The following is a 20,979-nucleotide window of genomic DNA, read 5'->3' as shown; positions in this document are numbered from 1 at the left end:
ATAGTCATGCCGGCGGGTACGCACCGGCTGAGGAGACCTGGTGTTCAGCGGATAATTAACCCATCTGAAGTATGACTTTGCAGCAGGTGCGCGGATCTTTTTCGAACAGGGTCATCGCGCGTTCAATTTCATGCAGCGGAAAGTAGTGAGTGACCAGCTTCTCTGGCTGGATTAACCCTTTTTCCATCCATTCAATCACCTGTGGGAAACGATTGCTGTTAAGACGTGAGGTAAACAGCGACAGCTCCTTACTGGTCAGGCTCTGCTGAGTAATGCTGCACGGCTCGCCGGAGAAGCCCAGCAGACCGATGCGCGCGGCGGGTGAGGCGAGGGCAGCTGCTTCAGCCAGAATGGTGGGATGGCACGCCGCGTCGATAATCAGCGTAGGCTGCACGCCCTCAAGTTGTGCCGCCAGCGGGATTTCGCTGTTATCGAACAGTTGATCGGCACCGCTCTGTTCTGCAAGTGCCAGCCTTTCCGGCAGGCGATCCACCACCATCACCTTTTTAACCTTATAGACGCCCTTCAGCACCTGAATCGCAGTAAGCCCCATCGGACCGGCGCCGTAAATCAGCGCCACATCGTCTGGCTGTGGCTTGAGAAACGCGGTGATATTGGCGGCAATAGTGAAAGGCTCAATCAGACTGGCGAGCCGATCGGGGATGCTGTCCGGCAGGGAAAAGGCATTTTTCGCCGGAGCCAGCGCAAACTCGCTGAAGCCGCCATCACGGTGCACTCCAATCACCTGCAGTGTGGTGCAGACATTGGGACGGCCTACCGAGCAGGGATAACAGCTGCCGCAGCTCACCACCGGATCCACCGCCACGCGGTCGCCCAGCCGGGCCGGATCAACACCGTCGCCCACCGCGTCAATCACGCCAAAAAACTCGTGACCAATCACTCGCGGATATTTGGCGAACGGGTTATGACCGTGCCAGATATGCACGTCCGATCCGCAGATGCTGGCATAGGCCACTTTAATACGGACTTCGCCCGCCGCGGGTTGTGGCCGTGGACGTTCAGCCACCACCAGTTCACCCGGCTGTTCAATAACAACGCTTTTCATCAGCTTCTCCTCACCAGTTCCACAGGGTGCCATCTTCAAGACGGGCAACCGGGAGATAGGCAGGTTCATAGGGATATTTCGACGCCAGTTTCTCGTTGAATTCAATGCCGAGACCGGGTTTGTCGCCTGGATGCATGTAGCCCTGGTCAAAGGTCCAGTTAGCCTCAAACAGCTCCATCATCTGTTCGGAGAAGCCCATGTACTCCTGCACACCGAAGTTCGGCACCCAGAGGTCAAAGTGCAGTGCAGCCGCCATGCAGATAGGGGAGAGATCAGAAGGACCGTGCGAGCCGGTGCGTACCTGATAGAGCGAGGCAAAATCAGCGATACGCCGCATACCGGTAATGCCGCCCGCATGCGTAATGGTGGTGCGGATGTAGTCGATCAGCTGTTCTTCAATCAGCTGCTTACAATCCCAGATGCTGTTGAACACTTCCCCCACGGCAATCGGCGTGACGGTATGCTGGCGGATCAGGCGGAAGCACTCCTGATTCTCAGCAGGCGTCGGATCTTCCATCCAGAACAGGCGATAATCTTCCACGCTCTTGCCAAAACGCGCCGCTTCGATTGGCGTCAGGCGATGATGCATGTCATGCAGCAAGTGCTCATCGAAACCAAACTTGTCACGGATGGCGGCGAACAGTTTCGGGGTGAAATCGAGGTATTTCTCGGTTGACCAGAGCTGCTCTTCGGGCCAGTTACCTTTAGTTGCAGGCTCATAGGCCAGACCTTTGCCTTTCGCCATGCCGTAGGTGGTTTTCATGCCCGGGACGCCGCACTGCGCGCGGATCGCTTTAAAGCCCAGCTCTTTGTGCTTCGCGTAGTCATCCATCACTTCATCAATGGAGTGGCCGGTGGTGTGGCAATAAACCATCACGCCGGTGCGTGATGCGCCACCCAGCAACTGATACACCGGCATGTTGGCGGCTTTGCCTTTGATATCCCACAGTGCCATATCGACGGCCGAGATAGCGGACATGGTGACCGGGCCACGACGCCAGTAAGCGCCCTTGTAGAAATATTGCCAGATGTCTTCGATCTGATGCGCATCGCGGCCAATCAGCTGCGGGCAGACATGATCTTTCAGGTAGGAGGCGACCGGCAGCTCGCGGCCATTCAGCGTGGCATCACCCACGCCGGTCAGACCCTCATCGGTGGTGATTTTGAGTGTGACAAAGTTTCTGCCTGCGCAGGTTACAAATACTTCCGCCTTAACAATTTTCATCCTGGTTGCCTTTCAGTCAGCGTTCAATGACGAAAAAGTACGCGCTTTAATACTACCATACAAGTTAGTCTGGCAGAGTTGTGAAGCCAGTCACAGACTGTTTTCTGGGACGAAATGGGGTAATGAACTGGCGTATTATTTGGCGACAAAAAGGGCGGCGTGGTAGTAAAACGACGGGCGGCCAGCGTGAAAAAGGGGCTTTCGCCCTCTTAAGGTTATTGACAGCGTCTGCCCCTGCTGGCTGTAAGACCCAGCCGACGAAGGGAACACAGTCAGATCGGAAAGTCGCAAAAGCCGCCATCCCTGGCATGCTCGTCCCGCGCGATTACGCACCTCATCCCTGAGGTGCGCCCGTAACCGGGCCAACGCGTTGCGTTGTTCAAAAACGCTCCCGGCGTTTTTGTCCCTGACGCGGGACGCTTTCCTCCTCTGCCCGTGTTCCCTACGCTTTAAGCTAATGCGTTGCTGCTAAATTCGTACAGCTGTGAGTTTGTCAGTAATCTGAAGGGGCTTTCGCCCCCTGACCCATGCTCAGGAAAGGAGTTCACACTGTGGTGGCAGGCGACAGCTCAGCGCGCCCGCCATCACCTGAATCACGAATTCGCGCCCGGAGAGCGGTTCACCATCAAGGTTAAAGGTCATCTCGTGCGGAGAGCGAATCGTAAGCGACTCCAGCTGCGTGGTGACGATGCCGGGATTGTCATCGTCGCCGGTCAGGGAGTGCAGCAGCGTCGGCAGCAGCTCCTGCGCGGTGACAACACTGACGTCCAGTCGGCCATCATTGATCAGGGCAGAAGGGCATAACCGCTGACCGCCGCCCGCCTGACGACCATTACCAATACCGATCACCAGCGCATCACCCTGCCAGGCGAAATCGGGGCCGCTGATCTCGCAGGTATCGGGTTTCAGGGTATCCATGCGCATCAGGCCGTGAATAAAGTAGGAGACGCCACCCAGCGCCGACTTCAGCTTTTCCGGCGTTTCAGTCGTGATACGGGTGCCAAACCCGCCGGTCGCCATATTGATGAAGTAGTGGCTCTGATTTACCCTGGCCAGATCGATGGAACTAGCTTTGCCCTGAATTGCCAGTCGCAGTGCCGGTTCCATCTCTTCCGGGATGCCGACGCTGGTGGCAAAATCGTTGGCGGTACCCAGCGGCAGGATGCCCAGCACCGGGCGATGATCCGCTTCAGAAGAAGCCAGCGCTGTCGCAATTTCATTGATGGTGCCATCGCCACCACCGGCCACCACGGTCGCGGCCTGCAGCGCAATGGCCTCTTTAACGTACCTGTCGCCGTCACCTTTTTCAAACGTGACACGCACCGCAATGTCGAAGCCTTCTTCACGCAGAGTCGTAATAGCTTCGCGCAGATCATCATTACCCGCGCCTTTCCCATTCAGGATGAGCAGCGTAAGCGGTTTATTATCCATTTTGCGTTCCTTGAAGATCTACAGAGTAAGAAGGGATTTATAACACAGCTGCCAGCAGTAAATTATTGGCGAAAGAGAGAAAAAAGAAAACCCGCACGGGGGAGCCGGGCGGGTAAATGAGGTGGTTCCTGGTAAATCTGCCGTTTGTTGTTACTCGTTAGCAGCAGGCGGGACTATAAAGCAGCGCTGCGCAGGGGTCTGTGATCCTGTTCTGATTTCCTCAAAATGTTTCCGTTGGTAAACGATTATGAGGGTCCCGGGTATCTTCACCGTGATCAAAATTGCGCAGCAGCAGTGCAAAACGCAGATCCACCTCCTCGGGCACCCGCAGCCAGACGCGATGGCCATCGCCCGGCGCAACTTCAGTGGGTTCGCCGCGTGCATTCTGCAGCGCGTCCAGCTGGCAATTCAGATTCCCTTGAGGCGTCATGATCTCCACGCTGTCGTGCAGCATAAACTTATTCTTCACCGCTACTTCAGCCCATTCGCCCCGGCGTTCGCCGGTGAATTCGCCGACAAACTGCTGGCGGTCGGACACCGAAAAGCCCTGCTGATAATTCTGGTAACTGTCGTGAGTGTGGCGGCGCAGGAAACCTTCGGTGTAGCCACGATGGGCCAGGCCTTCCAGCGTTAACAGCAGTGAGGGATCAAACGGCTTACCGGCCGCGGCATCATCAATCGCCCGGCGATAAACCTGGGCAGTGCGGGCGCAGTAGTAGTAGGACTTGGTGCGTCCCTCAATCTTCAGTGAATGTACGCCCATCTCGCTGAGCCGCTCCACGTGCGCCACTGCGCGCAGATCCCGCGAGTTCATGATGTAGGTGCCGTGTTCATCTTCGAACGCACTCATCACCTCGCCGGGCTTCATCTTCTCTTCCAGCAGAAATACCTTGTCGGTGGGCTGACCGATGCCCAGCGTGGGCGTCACATCCTGTACCGGAATAGGCTCATGACTACCGACGATATTCCCCACTTCATCCTGCTGGCCTTCCGCCACTTTATACTCCCAGCGGCAGGCGTTGGTGCAGGTGCCCTGATTCGGATCGCGTTTGTTCATATAGCCCGACAGCAGACAGCGACCGGAATAGGCCATACAGAGCGCACCATGAACAAAGACTTCCAGCTCCATCTCCGGCACCTGCTGGCGGATCTCAGCGATCTCCTCCAGTGACAGCTCGCGTGACAGAATCACCCGGCTCAGCCCCATCTGCTGCCAGAATTTTACCGTGGCCCAGTTGACCGCATTGGCCTGCACCGACAGGTGAATCGGCATCGTCGGGAAAGCCTCACGTACCAGCATGATCAGGCCGGGATCGGACATGATCAGCGCGTCGGGCTGCATCGCCACCACCGGCGTTAAGTCACGAATAAAGGTTTTCAGCTTGGCGTTGTGGGGCGCAATGTTCACCACCACGTAGAATTTTTTACCCAGCGCGTGCGCTTCATTAATGCCCAGTGCGAGATTCTCGTGGGTAAATTCGTTGTTGCGCACGCGCAGGCTGTAGCGTGGCTGGCCGGCATAGACGGCATCGGCACCATAAGCAAAGGCGTAACGCATGTTCTTCAGCGTGCCGGCGGGGGAAAGCAGTTCGGGTTTCATGATGTTCTCACTGATGTCAGGTCAGTATGTCGCCTTAAGCGGCAGAAGCAGAGCCGTTAAGAGCCTATCCCATTCGGCTATTTTATTTGTCAGTCTGAACCTGGGCAGTGCTCACAATCCTCACGTACTACGTGTACGCTCCGGTTGTTCCGCGCTGTCCGTGTCCAGACTGCCTGCAACAATTACGCCTACTGGGATAGGCTCTAAGCCCTGCAAAAGGTGCGGAATTGTAGGCAGTGAGAAAAGGGAAGTAAATTGATCGGGATCAAACTAGATCAAATGACAGGCATCGGCTTCCCAGCGATAGCCCATGCCGTAAACGGCACGGATAAAGGGTTGCTCGCTGTCGAGATTCTCCAGCTTGCGCCGCAGATTCTTGATATGGCTGTCGATGGTGCGATCCGTGACCACGCGATAGTCATCATAGAGATGGTTGAGCAGCTGTTCGCGTGAAAAGACCTTGCCCGGCTCCAGCGACAGGGTTTTCAGCAGCCGGAACTCCGCCGGGGTAAGATCCAGCGGCTTTTCACGCCAGCTGGCGAAGAATCGGCTCTCATCAACCCGCAGTAACGAGGCGCTCTGCGGCTCCTCCGTCGACCGTTTTATCCGGCGCAGGATTGTTTTGACCCGCGCCACCACTTCACGCGGGCTGAAGGGTTTACAGATGTAGTCATCCGCGCCCAGCTCCAGCCCCAGCAGCCGATCAATCTCCTCGGTGCGGGCGGTGACCATAATAATCGGCAGCTCGGAATGGCGACGGATTTCACGGCACAGCGTTAAACCGTCGGTGCCTGGCAGCATTAAATCCAGCAGCATCAGGTCGGGTGGCGTCTGGCGCACGTAATCCAGTACCGCGTTGCCGTCGGCGATGTGATGGGTACGGTAGTTCGAAGCGTGCAGATAATCGATCATCAGCTGCGCCAGTTTCGGCTCATCTTCGACCACCAGAATCAGCGGGTCATGGTTTTCCTGGCTCATAAGCGTTTACACAGGGGGAACATAGCGCAAGTGTAGCGCGATTTTCAGTCCACCTAAATCAGAGTGCGTCGCATGAATATCGCCGCCGTGGGCGTCTGCGATATTTTTACAGATGGCCAGGCCCAGGCCCGAACCGCCGCTGGCGCGATTGCGCGAGCCTTCGGTGCGGAAAAAGCGCTCAAAAATCTGCACCTGATGTTCTCTGTCAACGCCGGGTGCGCTGTCATCAAACTCAATATGCCAGTGAGGGGCTTCATACTTCAGCGTCACTTCAACCCAGCCACCGCTGTCAGTGTAGCGCAGGCTGTTCTCCAGCAGATTCGTGAACAACTGCATCAGGCGGTCGGGATCGCCAAAGAAGGGAGCGTTGTCGGGTAAATTCAGCTTCAGCGTCAGGCCATGCGCGCGGTAGCGCTCGGCAAAGCTGCCCGCCGTTACTTCCAGCAGTTGCACCAGATCGGTCGCCTGCTTGCGGTAGGCGAGGGCACCCACGTCCGACAGCGACAGCTGATGCAGGTCTTCGACCAGCTTGGTCAGCACCACCACTTCACTCTGGAGTGAGGCGATCGCGTCTGGCGTCAGTTTGCGTACGCCATCCTGCATCGCTTCCAGTTCACCGCGCAGGATTGCCAGGGGCGTGCGCAGCTCGTGGGAGATATCGGCCATAAAGGCGCGGCGCATGCTTTCGTTTTTCTCCAGCGAACTGGCCAGCAGGTTAAAGTCACCGGCCAGCTGGCCAAGCTCATCCCGGCTGCTGACCTCAACGCGGGTGGCAAAATTACCAGCCGCCAGATGATGCGTGCCATCGACCAGCCGCTTGACCGGCGCCAGCAGGCCACGCGCCATCAGCCAGGTCGCCAGCGCCGCCAGCAGCGTTGACAGCCCCACGATAATCCAGCTGGTGCGCCGCTGCTGTTGATCAAAATTAATGTCGGTACTGCGCGTCAGCCGCTCCGGCGGCGAGCCGATGACCCAGCCGACTACTTTGCCGGTGCTGGTGGTAATGTTGCGGCGCGTCCCCTCCGGCGGCACCGGCGCACGCGGCCCGACCATCACTTTATATTGTTGATCGAGGATCCAGAACTGGGTGCGCCAGCCGTGTGGCGGCAGCTGGCTGTTGCTGTCGGGATTCTGCTCCAGTGAGCGCAGCATGGTGAAGACCAGCCGATCGTTGTGGCGTAAAAAATCCCAGTTCCCATGCTGCTCATACTGATCGGCCAGCGCATCGCTGAGCAGATTTAACCGCTGCTCATTGCCGCGCTTAATGTAGTCGACAAAGCCGTGTTCGAAACTGAGGCGAACGCCCCAGTGCATAGTGATCAGCACCAGCATGCAGGTGGCGAAAATCGCCATAAACAGTTTGGCCCCGATTCCCAGGCGCAGGTTAACACTCATTTTTTTCTCCGGCGTCGCAGATCAACGTTGGTACTCACCTGTGGCGGAACGCGCCAGAACACCAGCGCGGGCAGGATGATAATCAGCGACATGCAAAGGTAGGTATAAATAAACATCTGGTGTTCCGCTGGGCTGTTTGCCGTACTCTGCTGGGCAAACGCGCCCAGCAGCAGCCCGGCCACGGTGACGCCAATACTCATCGACAGCTGCATAATCATCGACAGCAGGCTGTTACCGCTGGAGGCCAGCTCATCGGGCAACTCCTTCAGCGTCAGGGTATTCATCGAAGAGAAGCGGATGGCGTTGACCATACCCTGCAGAAACAGCACCAGCGGCAGCAGCCAGACCCAACCCATGAGCGCCACCAGCGGGAACAACAGGACCACCAGCGCCAGCGCTACGGTCGACATCACCAGCACATTACGGTAGCCATAGAGATTGACGATGCGCACCACAATGCGCTTCATCCCCATATTCCCCAGCACCATCGGAATCATCATCAGACCGGCGTGAAACGGGCTGTAGCCCATGCCGAGCTGCAGAAAAATGGGCGTCATAAAGGGCAGCATGCCGCTGCCGATGCGGCCGGTAAAACTGCCGAGCAGGCCAATAGAGTAAACGCGATGATCAAACAACTTCAGGCTGAACAGGGCGTTATCATTTCCGCGCGCATGCATCAGGTAAAACAGCAGAGAGAAAATGCCAGTGAGGATCATGGCCCCCAGCAGCAACGGCGAACCGCCGCTGCTGCGCTGACCATCCAGCGCCAGTGTCAGGGTAGCCATACCGGCGGCCAGCAGAATAAAACCACCGAAATCAAAGCGGCGCGTCTGCATGCTGTAGTTGGGCATCAGCATCAGGGTGGCGATAGCGCCTGCGATACCGACCGGAATATTAATCAGAAAGATCCAGTGCCAGCTGGCGCACTCGACCAGCACACCGCCCAACGCCGGACCCAGCAGCGGACCAATCTGGCCAGGCAGGGTCACAAAGGTCATGGCGGACATATACTGTTCTCGCGGCACGATTTTCATCACCGTCAGGCGACCCACCGGCACCATCATGGCCCCGCCAATCCCCTGAACCACGCGCGACAGCACCAGCTGATCCAGCGTGCCGGACAGGGCGCACAGTAGCGAACCCAGGCTGAACAGCACAATCGCGCAGAAGAAGATGTTGCGCACGCCAAAGCGATCCGCCAGCCAGCCGCTGACCGGCAGCATCACGGCCACCGTCAGCACGTAATAGACGATCACCGAGTGCATGTGCAGCGGGCTGACGCCCAGGTCGTGTGCCATCGACGGGATCGCGGTATTGACGATGGTGGTATCCAGCGTCTGCATAAAGAAACCGATAGCAACAATCCACAGTTGCCAGCGGACGTTAGTGCTTTGCGTAGTCATCAATCCCCCCGATCAAGGCGTCATATTCCCCGTCTGTCGCCGCCAGACCCATTACGGCTGCTGCGCAGCGGCCAGCGGGCGTTTTCTGCGCCGCAGCTTATCCATCATTAAATAGACGACCGGCGTCGTGAAGAGCGTCAGCAGCTGACTCATCACCAGTCCGCCCGCGATGGTAATCCCCAGCGGCTGGCGCAGTTCAGCACCGTCGCCGCTGCTCAGCACCAGCGGTAGCGCGCCAAACAGCGCCGCCAGCGTGGTCATCATAATGGGCCGGAAGCGTAACAGGCAGGCCTGGAATATCGCCTCGCGCGCGCTGAGCTGGCCGTTTCGCTCTGCCTCCAGTGCAAAGTCGACCATCATGATGGCGTTCTTTTTCACAATGCCGATGAGCAGCAGAATCCCGATCAGCGCAATCAGGCTGAAGGGCGTATCAAACAGTTCCAGTGCCAGCAGCGCGCCGACACCCGCCGAAGGCAGGGTAGAGAGGATCGTCAGCGGATGGACATAGCTCTCATAGAGGATCCCCAGCACGATATAGACCGCCGCTATCGCCGCCAGCATCAGCCAGAGCTGGCTGCTCTGCGACTGCTGAAACACCTGCGCGGTTCCGGCAAAGCTGCCGCGCACGCTGGAGGGCACGCCAATCGCGGTCATGGTGCGTTCAATTGCCTCCGATGCCTGCGACAGCGACACACCTTCCGGCAGGTTGAATGAGATGGTCGAGGCGGCAGACAGCCCTTCATGATTGACCGAGAGTGGCGCATTCGCGGGCTGCCAGTGGGCGAACCACGACAGCGGAATCGCTTTACCTTCGCTGTTTATCACGAACATCTGCGACAGGGCGCTGATATCCTGGGTGTAGCGTGGATCGACCTCCATCACCACTTTGTACTGGTTAAGCGGCTGGTAGATGGTGGAGATCTGACGCTGACCAAAGGCGTTATTCAGCAGGGCATTGGCCTGAGAGACATCGATGCCGAGCCGCGCCATGCTTTCCCGGTCATAGGTCAGCGCCATCTCGCTGCCTTTATCCTGCTGATCGGAGTTCACATCCGCCAGCTGCGGCAGGGCAGAGAACGCCTCGCGAATTTTCGGCTCCCACGTCCGCAGCGCGGCGAGATCGTCCGATAGCAGCGAATACTGATAACCGGCATTCGACTCCCGGCCACCTGCGCGCAGATCCTGCACCGCATTCAGATAGAGGCTGGCGCCCGGCTCTTTCGCCAGCTTTGTACGCAACCGGGCGATGATCTCCACGGCACTCTCTTTGCGCTCTGACAGCGGCTTCAGTGAGATAAACATGGAGCCACTGTTGGTGCGCATGCCACCGGTAAAGCCCACCACGCTGTCTACAGCGGGATCGTCACCGACGATCTCCATAAAATCCTGCAGTTTACTGCGCATCGCCTGAAACGAAATGCTCTGGTCAGCAGAGATAAAGCCGGAGAGTCGCCCGGTATCCTGTTCCGGCATAAAGGTTTTCGGGATATGAACAAACAGCCAGCCGGTCAGGAAGATGGTGGCGAAAAACAGCAGCATGACCCAGCGTGCATGGTTCAATACCACGTTAAGCGAGCGACCATAACCCTGCTGAAGCGCCATCAGCAGCCGGCCTGCGCCGCGGCGACGGGGCTGGCTGCGCGGCCCGTGGGGCTTCAGCAGATACGCGCACATCATCGGTGTCAGGGTGATGGAGATAAACAGCGAGATGATGATAGACACCGACAGCGTAATGGCAAACTCAGAGAAGAAACGGCCAATCAGGCCGCCGATCATCAGCAGCGGCAGGAACACGGCAACCAGCGACAGGCTCATCGACAGCACGGTAAAGCCGACTTCCCGTACCCCTTTCAGCGCGGCGGCCAGCGGTTTCATGCCCGCTTCGACATGGCGGGCAATGTTCTCCAGCACTACGATTGCATCATCCACCACAAAGCCGGTGGCGATAGTGAGCGCCATCAGCGACAGGTTATTCAGGCTGAAGCCGCACAGGTACATCGCGGCAAAGGTGCCGATCAGCGAAACCGGCACGGCGACGGCGGGGATCAGTGTGGCACGCCCCGAGCGCAGGAAAACAAACACCACCAGGATCACCAGCGCCACGGCGATTAACAGAGACTGCTCCACTTCATGCAGCGAGGCGCGAATGGTGGGCGAGCGATCCTGAGCAATCTGCAGATCGATGGCGGCCGGGATCACCTCATGCAGCAGCGGCATTTCGGCACGGATCCGGTCAACCGTATCGATGACGTTGGCTTCAGGCGTTTTGCGGATCAGCAGCAGCACCGCGGGTTTACCGCGCGACATCCCGGCGTTACGCACGTCCTGCACCGAATCCTCGACGGTCGCCACATCGGACAGCTTCACCGCTGCACCGTTTTTGTAATGCACCACCAGCGGCTGATACTCACGGGCGGTCTGCAGCGCGTCATTGGTACGCAACTGCCAGCGCTGCTGCGCGTCATCCAGTGCGCCCTGCGGCCGACGCTGGTTGGCGTTCGAGATCGCGGTGCGCACCGCATCCAGCGACACGCCCTGATTAAACAGCGCCTGCGGATTGAGCGCCACACGCACCGCAGGCAACGAACTGCCGCCCACGGTGACGTCGCCCACGCCCTCGATCTGCGACAGCTTTTGTGCCAGCTGGGTCGAGGCGTAATCATAGAGCTGACCAGGATTGTAGGTATCCGAGGTCAGCGTCATGATCATAATTGGCGCATCAGAAGGATTTACTTTGCGATAGGTGGGACGCGTCGGCATGCCTGTGGGCAGCAGGCTCTGCGCCGCATTGATCGCGGCCTGCACATCGCGCGCCGCGCCATTGATATCGCGATCAAAATCGAACACCAGAATGATGCGGGTGCTGCCCAGCGAACTGGTGGAGGTCATTTCACTGACGCCCGCGATGCGTCCCAGCGAGCGCTCCAGCGGCGTGGCCACCGACGACGCCATAATCTCCGGTGAGGCACCCGGCAGTGATGCCGAGATGACAATCACCGGGAAATCGACCTGCGGCAGCGGTGCTACCGGTAGCAGCCGGAAACCCAGCATGCCCGCCAGGGCGATGGCCAGCGTCAGCAGGGTCGTCGCGACGGGCCGGTTGATGAACAGGGCAAAGAACTTCACTCTGCGGCCTCCGTGCGGCCAAAGCGGCGACGGGTAGCGTGCGCCAGACGATCAAACAGCAGGTAGATCACCGGCGTGGTGAACAGCGTCAGCACCTGGCTCAGAATCAGCCCGCCGACCATGGCAATGCCCAACGGATGGCGCAGCTCAGCACCGACGCCGGTGCTGAGCATCAGCGGCAGCGCGCCGAGCAGGGCGGCCAGCGTGGTCATCAGAATCGGGCGAAAGCGCAGCAGGCAGGCCTGATAGATGGCATCAACAGGCTTCATACCCTGTTCACGCTCCGCCGCCAGCGCAAAGTCGATCATCATGATGGCGTTCTTTTTCACGATGCCGATTAGCAGGATGATGCCGATAATCGCCACAATATCCAGTTCATTGCCGCTGAGCATCAGCGCCAGCAGCGCGCCAACACCCGCGGTAGGCAGCGTCGAGAGAATGGTGATCGGGTGAATAAAGCTCTCATAAAGCACGCCCAGCACGATGTACATCGCCACAATGGCCGCCACCATCAGCCAGACCGTGCTGCCGAGCGCCGCCTCAAAGGCAAGCGTGCTGCCCTGGAACTGGGTCATCAGTTCGGCAGGCATGCCAAGCTGCGCTTCTGCCTGTGAGACGGCTTTTACCGCATCTTCCAGCGAATAGCCGTCAGCCACGTTGAACGAGAAGGTCGCCGACGGGAACTGGTCGAGATGGTTAATACTCAGCGGCGTGTGGCGCTGCTCGATACGGGCAATGGCACTTAGCGGCACGCTGCCGCCGTCGCTGCTGTTCAGGCGAATAGCATCCAGACTCGCCAGCCCTGGCGTGGCGTTATTATCCTGCTCCAGCACTACACGATACTGATTCGCCTGCGTATAGATGGTTGAGATGAGCCGCTGCCCAAAGGCGTTATAGAGCGCGTTATCGACGTCCGCCATGCTGATGCCAAGCCGGCTGGCACTGTCGCGGTCCACGTTGACATAGGCTTCCAGCCCCTGATCCTGCCAGTCACTGCTGACATCGCGCAGCTGTGGCAGGGTGCTGAGCCGGGTCAGCAGGGCCGGAACCCAGGTGCTGAGCGACGATAGTGAACCCGATTGCAGCGTGAACTGATAAGGCGTGCGGCTCGCCTGGGTATCAATGGTGAGATCCTGCACCGCCTGCAGCCACAGCTGCACGCCCGGTACCTCACTGACCTGCTGTTGCAGGCGCTGCTGAATGGCAGGAATGCGGTCGTCGCGTTGATCCAGCGGTTTGAGGTTGATCTGCAGCCGCGCGCTGTTCAGCGAGGCATTGGTGCCATCTACGCCGACAAACGAGGTCATGCTCTCAACCGCCGGATCTTTCATGATAATGGAGGCAACATCGCGGGTGCGCTGCGCCATACTGGCGTAGGAGACCGACTGCGGAGCCTGGAGCGTACCCTGAATAATGCTGTTGTCCTGCTGCGGGAAGAAGCCTTTCGGGATCACCATCCACAGCAGCAGCGTCAGGACCAGCATGCCCAGCGCCACCGACAGCGTCAGCCAGGGGTGATTCAGCACCCGGCTCAGGCCACGACCGTAGGTGGCGACGATACGATCAAACATCGCTTCACTGGCCCGCGAAAAGCGGTTCTGTTTGCGCAGCGACTCCGCGCTCAGCATCCTGGCGCACATCATCGGCGTCAGGGTCAGTGACACCACCGCTGAAATCAGAATCGCCACCGCCAGCGTGACGGCAAATTCACGGAACAGGCGGCCAATGACGTCGCCCATAAACAGCAGCGGAATCAGCACCGCAATCAGTGAGAAGGTGAGGGAGATAATGGTAAAGCCAATTTCCCCGGCCCCTTTCAGTGCGGCGGTCAGCGGTTTTTCCCCTTTCTCGATATAGCGTGAGATGTTCTCAATCACTACGATGGCATCATCGACCACAAAGCCGGTGGCGATGGTCAGCGCCATCAGCGTCAGGTTGTTAATGGAAAAGCCAAGGAAGTACATCGCTGCAAAGGTACCGATCAGCGAAAGCGGTACGGCCACCGCCGGGATCAGCGTGGCGGGTACGTTGCGCAGAAACAGATAAATGATCATCACGACCAGCGCCATCGCCAGCATCAGCTCAAACTGTGTGTCGTTAACCGAAGCGCGAATATTAGTGGTGCGGTCGGTGAGCAGTTTAACGTCTACCGACTTTGGCAGGGCGGCGGTCAGGGCGGGCAACATGGCACGGATATTATCTGCCGTGGCGATGATATTGGCGCCGGGCTGACGCTGAACGTTGAGCACAATCGCCGCATCGCGGTTGGCCCAGGCACCGAGCCAGCTGTTTTCTGCTCCCTGCTCAATGGTTGCCACATCCCCCAGTCGTACCGGCGCACCATTTTTATAGCTGATGATAAGCTGGCGATAATCTTCCGCCGACTTCATCTGGTCATTGGCTGACAGAGTGACGGAGCGGGTCGGGCCATCCAGGCTGCCTTTAGCCGAATTGACGTTGGCATTGCTGATCGCGGTCCGCACCGTTTCGCTGGTCAGACCCAGCGCCGCCAGCGCCTGCGCATTCATCTTCACCCGCACCGCCGGACGCTGACCACCCGACAGCGTCACCAGTCCGACGCCGCTGACCTGAGAGATTTTCTGTGCGACGCGCGTTTCCACCATGTCCTGCACCTGCGTCAGCGGCATGCTGCGGGTGGTAACGGCCAGCGTCATGATCGGCGGATCGGCAGGGTTCACTTTGCTGTAGACCGGCGGATTAGGCAGATCGTTGGGCAGCAGATTGGTAGCTGAGTTAATGGCTGCCTGCACCTCCTGTTCTGCCACATCCAGCGGCAGCGTCAGCTGGAACTGCAGTGTCACTACCGAGGCACCGCCGGAGCTTTGCGACGCCATCTGTTTCAGGCCAGACATCTGACCAAACTGACGCTCAAGCGGGGCAGTAATCGATGAGGTGACCACATCCGGGCTGGCACCCGGATAGAGCGTGACGACCTGGATGGTCGGATAGTCGACTTCGGGCAGCGCCGAGACCGGCAGGAAGCGGTAGCCCAGTATCCCGGCCAGCAAAATCGCAATCATCAACAGCGTGGTGGCAACCGGGCGCAGAATAAACTGGCGTGACGGCCCGCCACTGTGATCGGGAGGCATGACCTGCATTACTCACGCTCTCCTTTTGACGGCAGGGTCGCGCGGGTGGCGCGCGGAGCATTGCTCTGCGGCGCGACCACCTCAACTTTCGCGCCTTCGGTCAGGCGATCCAGCCCGTCTGTCACTACGCGTTCACCCGCCTCCAGACCGGCGCTGATCACCACTTTCTCACTGTCCTGCAGACCAGCAATTACGCTTTTTTTGCTGACCTTATTGTCACTGTTCACCACCCAGACAAAGTGGCCTTCGTTGCCCATCTGCAATGCGGCAGGCGGAATGACCACTGCATCCTGCAGGGTGTTGACCTTCAGCCGCACATTGACGAACTGGTTAGGGAACAGCGTATCGTCCTGATTATCAAAACGCGCTTTGATTTTGATGGTGCCGGTGGTGACATCAATCTGGTTATCCAGGCTCAGCAGTTTGCCGCTGGCGATCAGATTCTGATTACTGCGATCCCAGGTCTCAACCAATAGCGGCAGGCCGCTTTTCTGCGCCTGCAGAATGGAACTGATGCTGTTTTCTGCCAGGGTAAAAACCACATCAATCGGGTGCGTCTGGGTGATCACCACGATACCGGAAGTGTCGCCGCTGGTGACATAGTTGCCAACATCCACCTGTTTCAGCCCGACCCGGCCAGCAATCGGCGCGGTGATCCGGCTGTAGGTCAGGTTGAGTTGCGCACTGGCAACGCCGCCCTCATCCGCTTTCAGGGTGCCGAGCGTTTCACTCACCAGTGAGCGCTGAGTGTCCAGCTCCTGTTGTGACACCAGCGAGGTTTTTGCCAGCTTCTCGAAGCGCGCCAGGTCACGACGGGCATTCGCCAGCGTCGCCTGATCTTTCGCCAGCTGGCCCTGAGCCTGGGTTAACGCCACCTGATAAGGCCGCGGGTCGACTTCTGCCAGGAGATCGCCTGCGTTCACCTGCTGGCCTTCGGTGAAGTGGATCGCCAGCAGGTCGCCATTGACCCGACTGCGCACCGTGGCGGTGTTAGCGGCGGTCACCGTTCCCAGTCCGCTGAGAAATTGCGGCACGCTCTGGCGAGTGGCGGTTGCGGCCTGAACCGGTGCGAGGGGACGACGCGCGCCATCACCGCCGCCTTTACCGCCACGTGGCGCTGGCGAATCCGTCTGGCTGCTGCTCTGCGGCTGGGCATTGCGTTGCCAGGCATAGTAGCCGCCAGCGGCCACGGCGATCAGGGCCAGCACGATCAGGGTTTTTTTCATAACAGGATGTCGGGTGCTCATGATTGTTGATGCTCTCCAGCAGTGACGTAGTCCCAGGCGCAGGCATGAAAGGGGTAGCCTGCAAACGACAGAGTGTAGTCGCCTCTGACGGGCAAAAGTTGAAGGAAATAAGGATATCTGTCAGGGCGGGGTAATTATGCCTGTTCCTTCATTAATCGCAGCACAATCGTCATAAAGGCGTGAAATGACTTTGCTATGCTGAAAAACAGACCGTTTGCAGGCAAATCAGGAGCAGATAATGAGTCAGAATCAAACCCGGCAGTTGGGTGACAGTGGTATTACGGTGCCGTTACTGACGTTTGGCGGCAATGTGTTTGGCTGGACGGTGGATCAATCCACCTCCTTTTCTCTGCTGGATGCGCTGGTGGATCGAGGGCTGTGGTTTATCGACACCGCGGATGTCTATTCCCGCTGGGCGCCGGGCAATAAAGGCGGTGAATCGGAAACCATTATTGGTGAGTGGCTGAAAAAAAGCGGCAAGCGCGATCGGGTCGTGCTGGCAACCAAAGTCGGTATGGAGCTGTCCCCGGAGAAAACCGGGCTGAAGCCGCAATATATCCGTCAGGCGGTCGAAGATTCACTGCGCCGGTTGCAGACCGACTACATCGACCTCTATCAGGCGCACCGTGACGATCAGGACACGCCACTGGCAGACACGCTGAGCACCTTTGACAGTCTGATCCGCGAGGGGAAAGTGCGGGCGATTGGTGCCTCGAATTACAGCGCGGCGCGGCTTGAGGAAGCATTAAAGATCAGTGAAACGGAGGGGCTGGCGCGCTATGAAACCCTGCAACCTGAATACAACCTTTATGACCGCCAGCCCTATGAGTCGGCGCTGGAGCCGGTGGTCAGGGCGCACGGTTTAGGTGTGATCAACTACTACTCACTCGCCAGCGGTTTTCTCAGTGGTAAATACCGTGATGCAGCGGATGCCAGTAAAAGCGCGCGGGGGCAGGGCGTGGTAGACAAATACCTCAACCCGCGCGGTTTGCGGATCCTGGACGCGCTTGATGCGATCAGCGATGCGCATCAGGTGACACCGACGCAGGTGGCGCTGGCCTGGCAGATTGCCCGGCCCGGTATTACCGCACCGATTGTCAGTGCTACCTCACTTAAACAGCTCGACGATCTGACTGGCGCCATGCAGCTGACGCTGACCCCGGCACAGATTGATCAACTGGATCAGGCCAGCCAGTAAACACAAGGGGCGATAGCGCCCCTTTTTACGCTGTATCTGTCAAAAAATACGCACCTCGCCCAGAGAATAACCAATCAGAGATCCCGATCACAAATGCGTTAATAAACGGATGTTACGGGTAATTATGCGCACGTATTTACAAAAAACAGAGGTTATCCAGCACTATCCTCTGCGCGTCATTTTCCGTAACTTACATAAGAATAAGCAAGATGAAAAACAGAAAAGCAGAGCAGCGTTTCCCGCTGCGCCGTGTGGCAACCGGCACCCTGATCCTGGCCATGTTTTCCGCGCAGGCGTTGGCCGCTGATGCTTTCAGCCCGGACTCCGAATGGATGTTTGGTGACTGGGGCGGGTACCGAACGCAGCTGCAGGACGACGGCATTAAGTTTGACGTTAACTACACCATGGAAAGCGCCGCGAATTTAGGCGGCGGAGCCGATACCAATACCACCATGCGCTACAGCGACCAGTGGACGTTCGGCACCAATTTCGATCTGCAGAAGCTGCTGGACTGGCAGGATGCCGAGTTTCAGATGACCGTCACCAGTCGTAACGGGCAGAATCTTTCCGATCAGGTCGCGGATCAACGCACCGGTATGCTCTCCTCAGTCCAGGAAGTTTATGGTCGCGGTCAGACCTGGCGTCTGACGCAGTTCTGGTTGCGCAAAGGGCTCTTCAACGATGTGGTTGATATTAAAGCCGGACGGGTAACGGTAGGTGAAGATTTCGATAATTTCGATGGCAATTTGTTCCAGAATCTGGCGCTGGGCAGCGGGCAGGCGGGTAACTGGCGTGGCGATCGCTGGTTCAACTGGCCGGTGTCGCAGTGGGGCGGCCGGGTTAAGTTCAATATCACGCCGGATGTCTTCTTCCAGGTCGGTTTCTATAATCAGAACCGTGCTAACTACGATCGCGGCGATGGCTTCCGTCTGGATACCAGCAATTCAGAAGGCAATCTGGTGCCGGTCGAACTGGGCTGGAAACCGACCTTCGGGCCGGAGAAATTACCGGGTAACTACCGCATCGGTTATTACTATTCGTCAGTGGATGGCGATGTCTATGGCAGTTGGCGCAACGGTGGCTATCAGGATCAGGCGCATTCCTACGGCGGCTATCTGTTATTGCAGCAACAGCTGACCGCGCAGGATGGCGATGTGAATCGCGGTCTGGGCGTGCGGGTTCAGGCGGTGATGAACGATCACAAGACCTCGAAGACCGATAACTACCAGTCTATCGCCTTTACCTGGACTGGACCGTTCGATGCCCGTCCGCAGGATGAGATCGGTGTGGGCGCATCGCGTATTCACGTGAACAGCGACTATACCCGCTCATTGCGTCAACAAAATCAGGCCAATGGCGAGAGCCGCTTTGACAGCCCGACTTATCTGCCGATTCAGGAAGGTTCAGAGTACAACTATGAGGTTTACTACAACGCCAAAGTGACGAACTGGATGTCACTGCGACCTAACCTGCAGTATGTGGTGGCACCAGGCGCGGTGAGCGAAGTGAAAGATGCGTTTATAGGCGGTATCAGCGCCAATATTGCATTCTGATTTACAATAAAAACGGCACCTAAACAGACGACTCCCAGACTTAAAGCGATGGGTGTATACGCCAGTAGCAAAGCATAGCGGGCCTGGGATGGCCCGCGCTGAGCCCGCCAGGGATGGCGGGTTTTGCGTCTTTGCGAAAGGCGTATGCTCCCTGAGCCTGCTCTCAGTGATCCGCAAACAAAAACAGCACCTTCAGGTGCCGTTTTTTATTGCAGCGCAGCGTAGAGCAGAATTAACGGAACATCACTTCCGCCCAGCGGGCCAGCCCTGCGGTGACGGAGGCGAAATCATCGCCTCCCGCAATCGGCGTATCCGGCAGCGTCTGCTGCAGCGCTGCGCGCAGCAACGGTGAGCGCGCACTGCCGCCGGTCAGATAAATCACATCGGGCTTAATCTGGCTGGTGGCCAGCGCGAGCTGCACCTGCTCCAGAATTTTCTCCAGCGGCTGACTGATGGCATCCTGCAGCTGATCCACGCCAATCTCTGTCTCTAATGCCGCGGCAATAAAGTCGAGAGAGGCGGTCTGCGCCGGGCTGGATGACAGCGCAATCTTGCTCTCTTCCGCGGCGCGCACCAGGCGATAACTGAGCTTCTGCTGCCACACTTTCAGCAGACGAGCCACAACATTACCCTGTTCCGCATCCCGTACTAAATCCCGCAGCCACTTGCCGCAGGCGGGGCTATAAAAGTCGCTTTGCGCCGGAACATCATTAATCGCGATGGCGTTCCACCACGGCAGGGCAGGCAACGCGGTGCCTTTCAGGGTGTTACCGCCCAGGCCCAGTAACGGCATCAGAGTCTTAAACGTCAGCATAATATCCAGATCGTTACCGCCCACGCGGCAACCGCTGTGGCCCAGCAGGCTTTCCCGCCGGTCCGCCTTATCACGCCATTCTGGTCCCATCAGCAACATCGAGCAGTCGGTCGTACCGCCGCCGATATCCACCACCAGAACCGTCGTCTCCTGCTTCAGCGTCGCTTCGAAATCGAGCCCGGCGGCGACCGGCTCAAACTGAAACTCCACGTCGCGGAAACCGGCGCGGTGGGCGGCGCGCAGCAGAATGCCTTCCGCCTGCTGGTTAGACTCTTTGCTGCCTAAGCCCTGGAAGTTGACCGGCCGCCCGATCACCGCCTGATCGATGGGCTGATCAAGCTGGCTTTCACCCTGCTGGCGGATGTGCAGCATCATGGCGCAGACCAGATCTTCAAACAGGGCGATCTGCTGCGGCTTCAGGCCACTGGCACCGAGGAACGATTTGGGCGATTTAACGAACCAGACATCTTCGGGGTCGACCATGTAATGCTGCAGCGCGGTGAGGCCGAACTGCACGCTGTTGGGCTGGACCTCGATATCCTCTTCGCGGTTATAACGCATCGCACGCTGCAGCAGCGCCGTGGTTTCGCTGTCTGGTGTCGCCACCTGATGATGACGATAGAGCCATTCGCTGATCGACTCGCGGGTCGGCGCACAGATCATTGACGGCAGCAGGCGCTGATCATTTTCCAGCGTTAACAGACGTGGCGTGCCATTTTCGCTGACTGCAATGGCGCAGTTAGCCGTGCCGTAATCGAATCCTATGAACATTTTCGCCCCCATGCCGGAAAAAAGGGGGCGACTTTAGCGCAGCTTCAGCAGGGTGGCAAGCA

13 protein-coding genes are annotated in these 20,979 nt (G+C 58.2%); 2 read left to right on the top strand and 11 right to left on the bottom strand.

Annotated elements, in window-relative coordinates:
• Positions 1–55 precede the first annotated feature (55 nt).
• From AC6I8J_RS12315 to AC6I8J_RS12270, 10 genes are all read right to left on the bottom strand, one after another.
• Positions 56–1,066 carry a Zn-dependent oxidoreductase gene (locus AC6I8J_RS12315; protein ID WP_222925229.1) on the bottom strand — a complete coding sequence of 337 codons (1,011 nt, stop codon included), beginning with the start codon at positions 1,064–1,066 and terminating at the stop codon, positions 56–58.
• Between the two features lie 10 nt (positions 1,067–1,076).
• Positions 1,077–2,291: a D-mannonate dehydratase ManD gene (gene manD, locus AC6I8J_RS12310; protein WP_161732254.1), complete on the bottom strand. Its 1,215-nt coding sequence runs from the start codon at positions 2,289–2,291 to the stop codon at positions 1,077–1,079.
• 531 nt (positions 2,292–2,822) lie between these two features.
• Positions 2,823–3,722: a lipid kinase YegS gene (yegS, locus tag AC6I8J_RS12305; RefSeq protein ID WP_497825418.1), complete on the bottom strand. Its 900-nt coding sequence runs from the start codon at positions 3,720–3,722 to the stop codon at positions 2,823–2,825.
• 220 nt (positions 3,723–3,942) lie between these two features.
• Positions 3,943–5,325: a prephenate-dependent tRNA uridine(34) hydroxylase TrhP gene (gene trhP / locus AC6I8J_RS12300; RefSeq protein ID WP_222925464.1), complete on the bottom strand. Its 1,383-nt coding sequence runs from the start codon at positions 5,323–5,325 to the stop codon at positions 3,943–3,945.
• Positions 5,326–5,592: 267 nt separating this feature from the next.
• Positions 5,593–6,300: an envelope stress response regulator BaeR gene (gene baeR / locus AC6I8J_RS12295; protein ID WP_161732258.1), complete on the bottom strand. Its 708-nt coding sequence runs from the start codon at positions 6,298–6,300 to the stop codon at positions 5,593–5,595.
• A gap of 6 nt (positions 6,301–6,306) precedes the next feature.
• A complete protein-coding gene (baeS, locus tag AC6I8J_RS12290) occupies positions 6,307–7,695 on the bottom strand; it encodes an envelope stress sensor histidine kinase BaeS (RefSeq protein WP_497825417.1) in 1,389 nt (462 codons plus the stop codon).
• Positions 7,692–9,098, bottom strand: a complete 1,407-nt coding sequence (locus AC6I8J_RS12285) for an MFS transporter (RefSeq protein WP_497825416.1) — start codon at positions 9,096–9,098, stop codon at positions 7,692–7,694. Before AC6I8J_RS12285 ends, baeS begins: the two co-directional genes overlap by 4 nt.
• 51 nt (positions 9,099–9,149) lie before the next feature.
• On the bottom strand, positions 9,150–12,224 hold the full coding sequence (gene mdtC / locus AC6I8J_RS12280) for a multidrug efflux RND transporter permease subunit MdtC (RefSeq protein WP_497825415.1): 3,075 nt from the start codon (positions 12,222–12,224) through the stop codon (positions 9,150–9,152).
• The gene (locus AC6I8J_RS12275; RefSeq protein WP_253419307.1) at positions 12,221–15,343 is read right to left on the bottom strand and encodes an MdtB/MuxB family multidrug efflux RND transporter permease subunit; all 3,123 of its coding nucleotides are present in this window, start codon (positions 15,341–15,343) and stop codon (positions 12,221–12,223) included. The genes mdtC and AC6I8J_RS12275 overlap by 4 nt, the downstream gene beginning before the upstream one ends.
• Entirely contained in the window at positions 15,343–16,581 is a 1,239-nt protein-coding gene (locus AC6I8J_RS12270; protein ID WP_285088308.1) for an MdtA/MuxA family multidrug efflux RND transporter periplasmic adaptor subunit, read from the bottom strand. Before AC6I8J_RS12270 ends, AC6I8J_RS12275 begins: the two co-directional genes overlap by 1 nt.
• A gap of 238 nt (positions 16,582–16,819) precedes the next feature.
• On the opposite strand from AC6I8J_RS12270, the gene AC6I8J_RS12265 reads away from it, so the two are divergent.
• Positions 16,820–17,779, top strand: coding sequence for an aldo/keto reductase (locus tag AC6I8J_RS12265; RefSeq protein ID WP_253419301.1), 960 nt, complete (start codon positions 16,820–16,822; stop codon positions 17,777–17,779).
• Between the two features lie 209 nt (positions 17,780–17,988).
• Positions 17,989–19,332, top strand: coding sequence for a carbohydrate porin (locus AC6I8J_RS12260; RefSeq protein WP_497825414.1), 1,344 nt, complete (start codon positions 17,989–17,991; stop codon positions 19,330–19,332).
• Between the two features lie 232 nt (positions 19,333–19,564).
• Here the strand turns inward: AC6I8J_RS12260 and yegD are convergent, their stop codons facing one another.
• The gene (yegD, locus tag AC6I8J_RS12255; RefSeq protein ID WP_497825413.1) at positions 19,565–20,917 is read right to left on the bottom strand and encodes a molecular chaperone; all 1,353 of its coding nucleotides are present in this window, start codon (positions 20,915–20,917) and stop codon (positions 19,565–19,567) included.
• Positions 20,918–20,979: the final 62 nt, after the last annotated feature.

The sequence above is a fragment of the Pantoea sp. X-Soil-ISGK-355 genome, from assembly GCF_059730805.1.
Note: the sequence above shows the minus strand (reverse complement) of the source record. Positions and strands in the feature narration are given on the sequence as shown.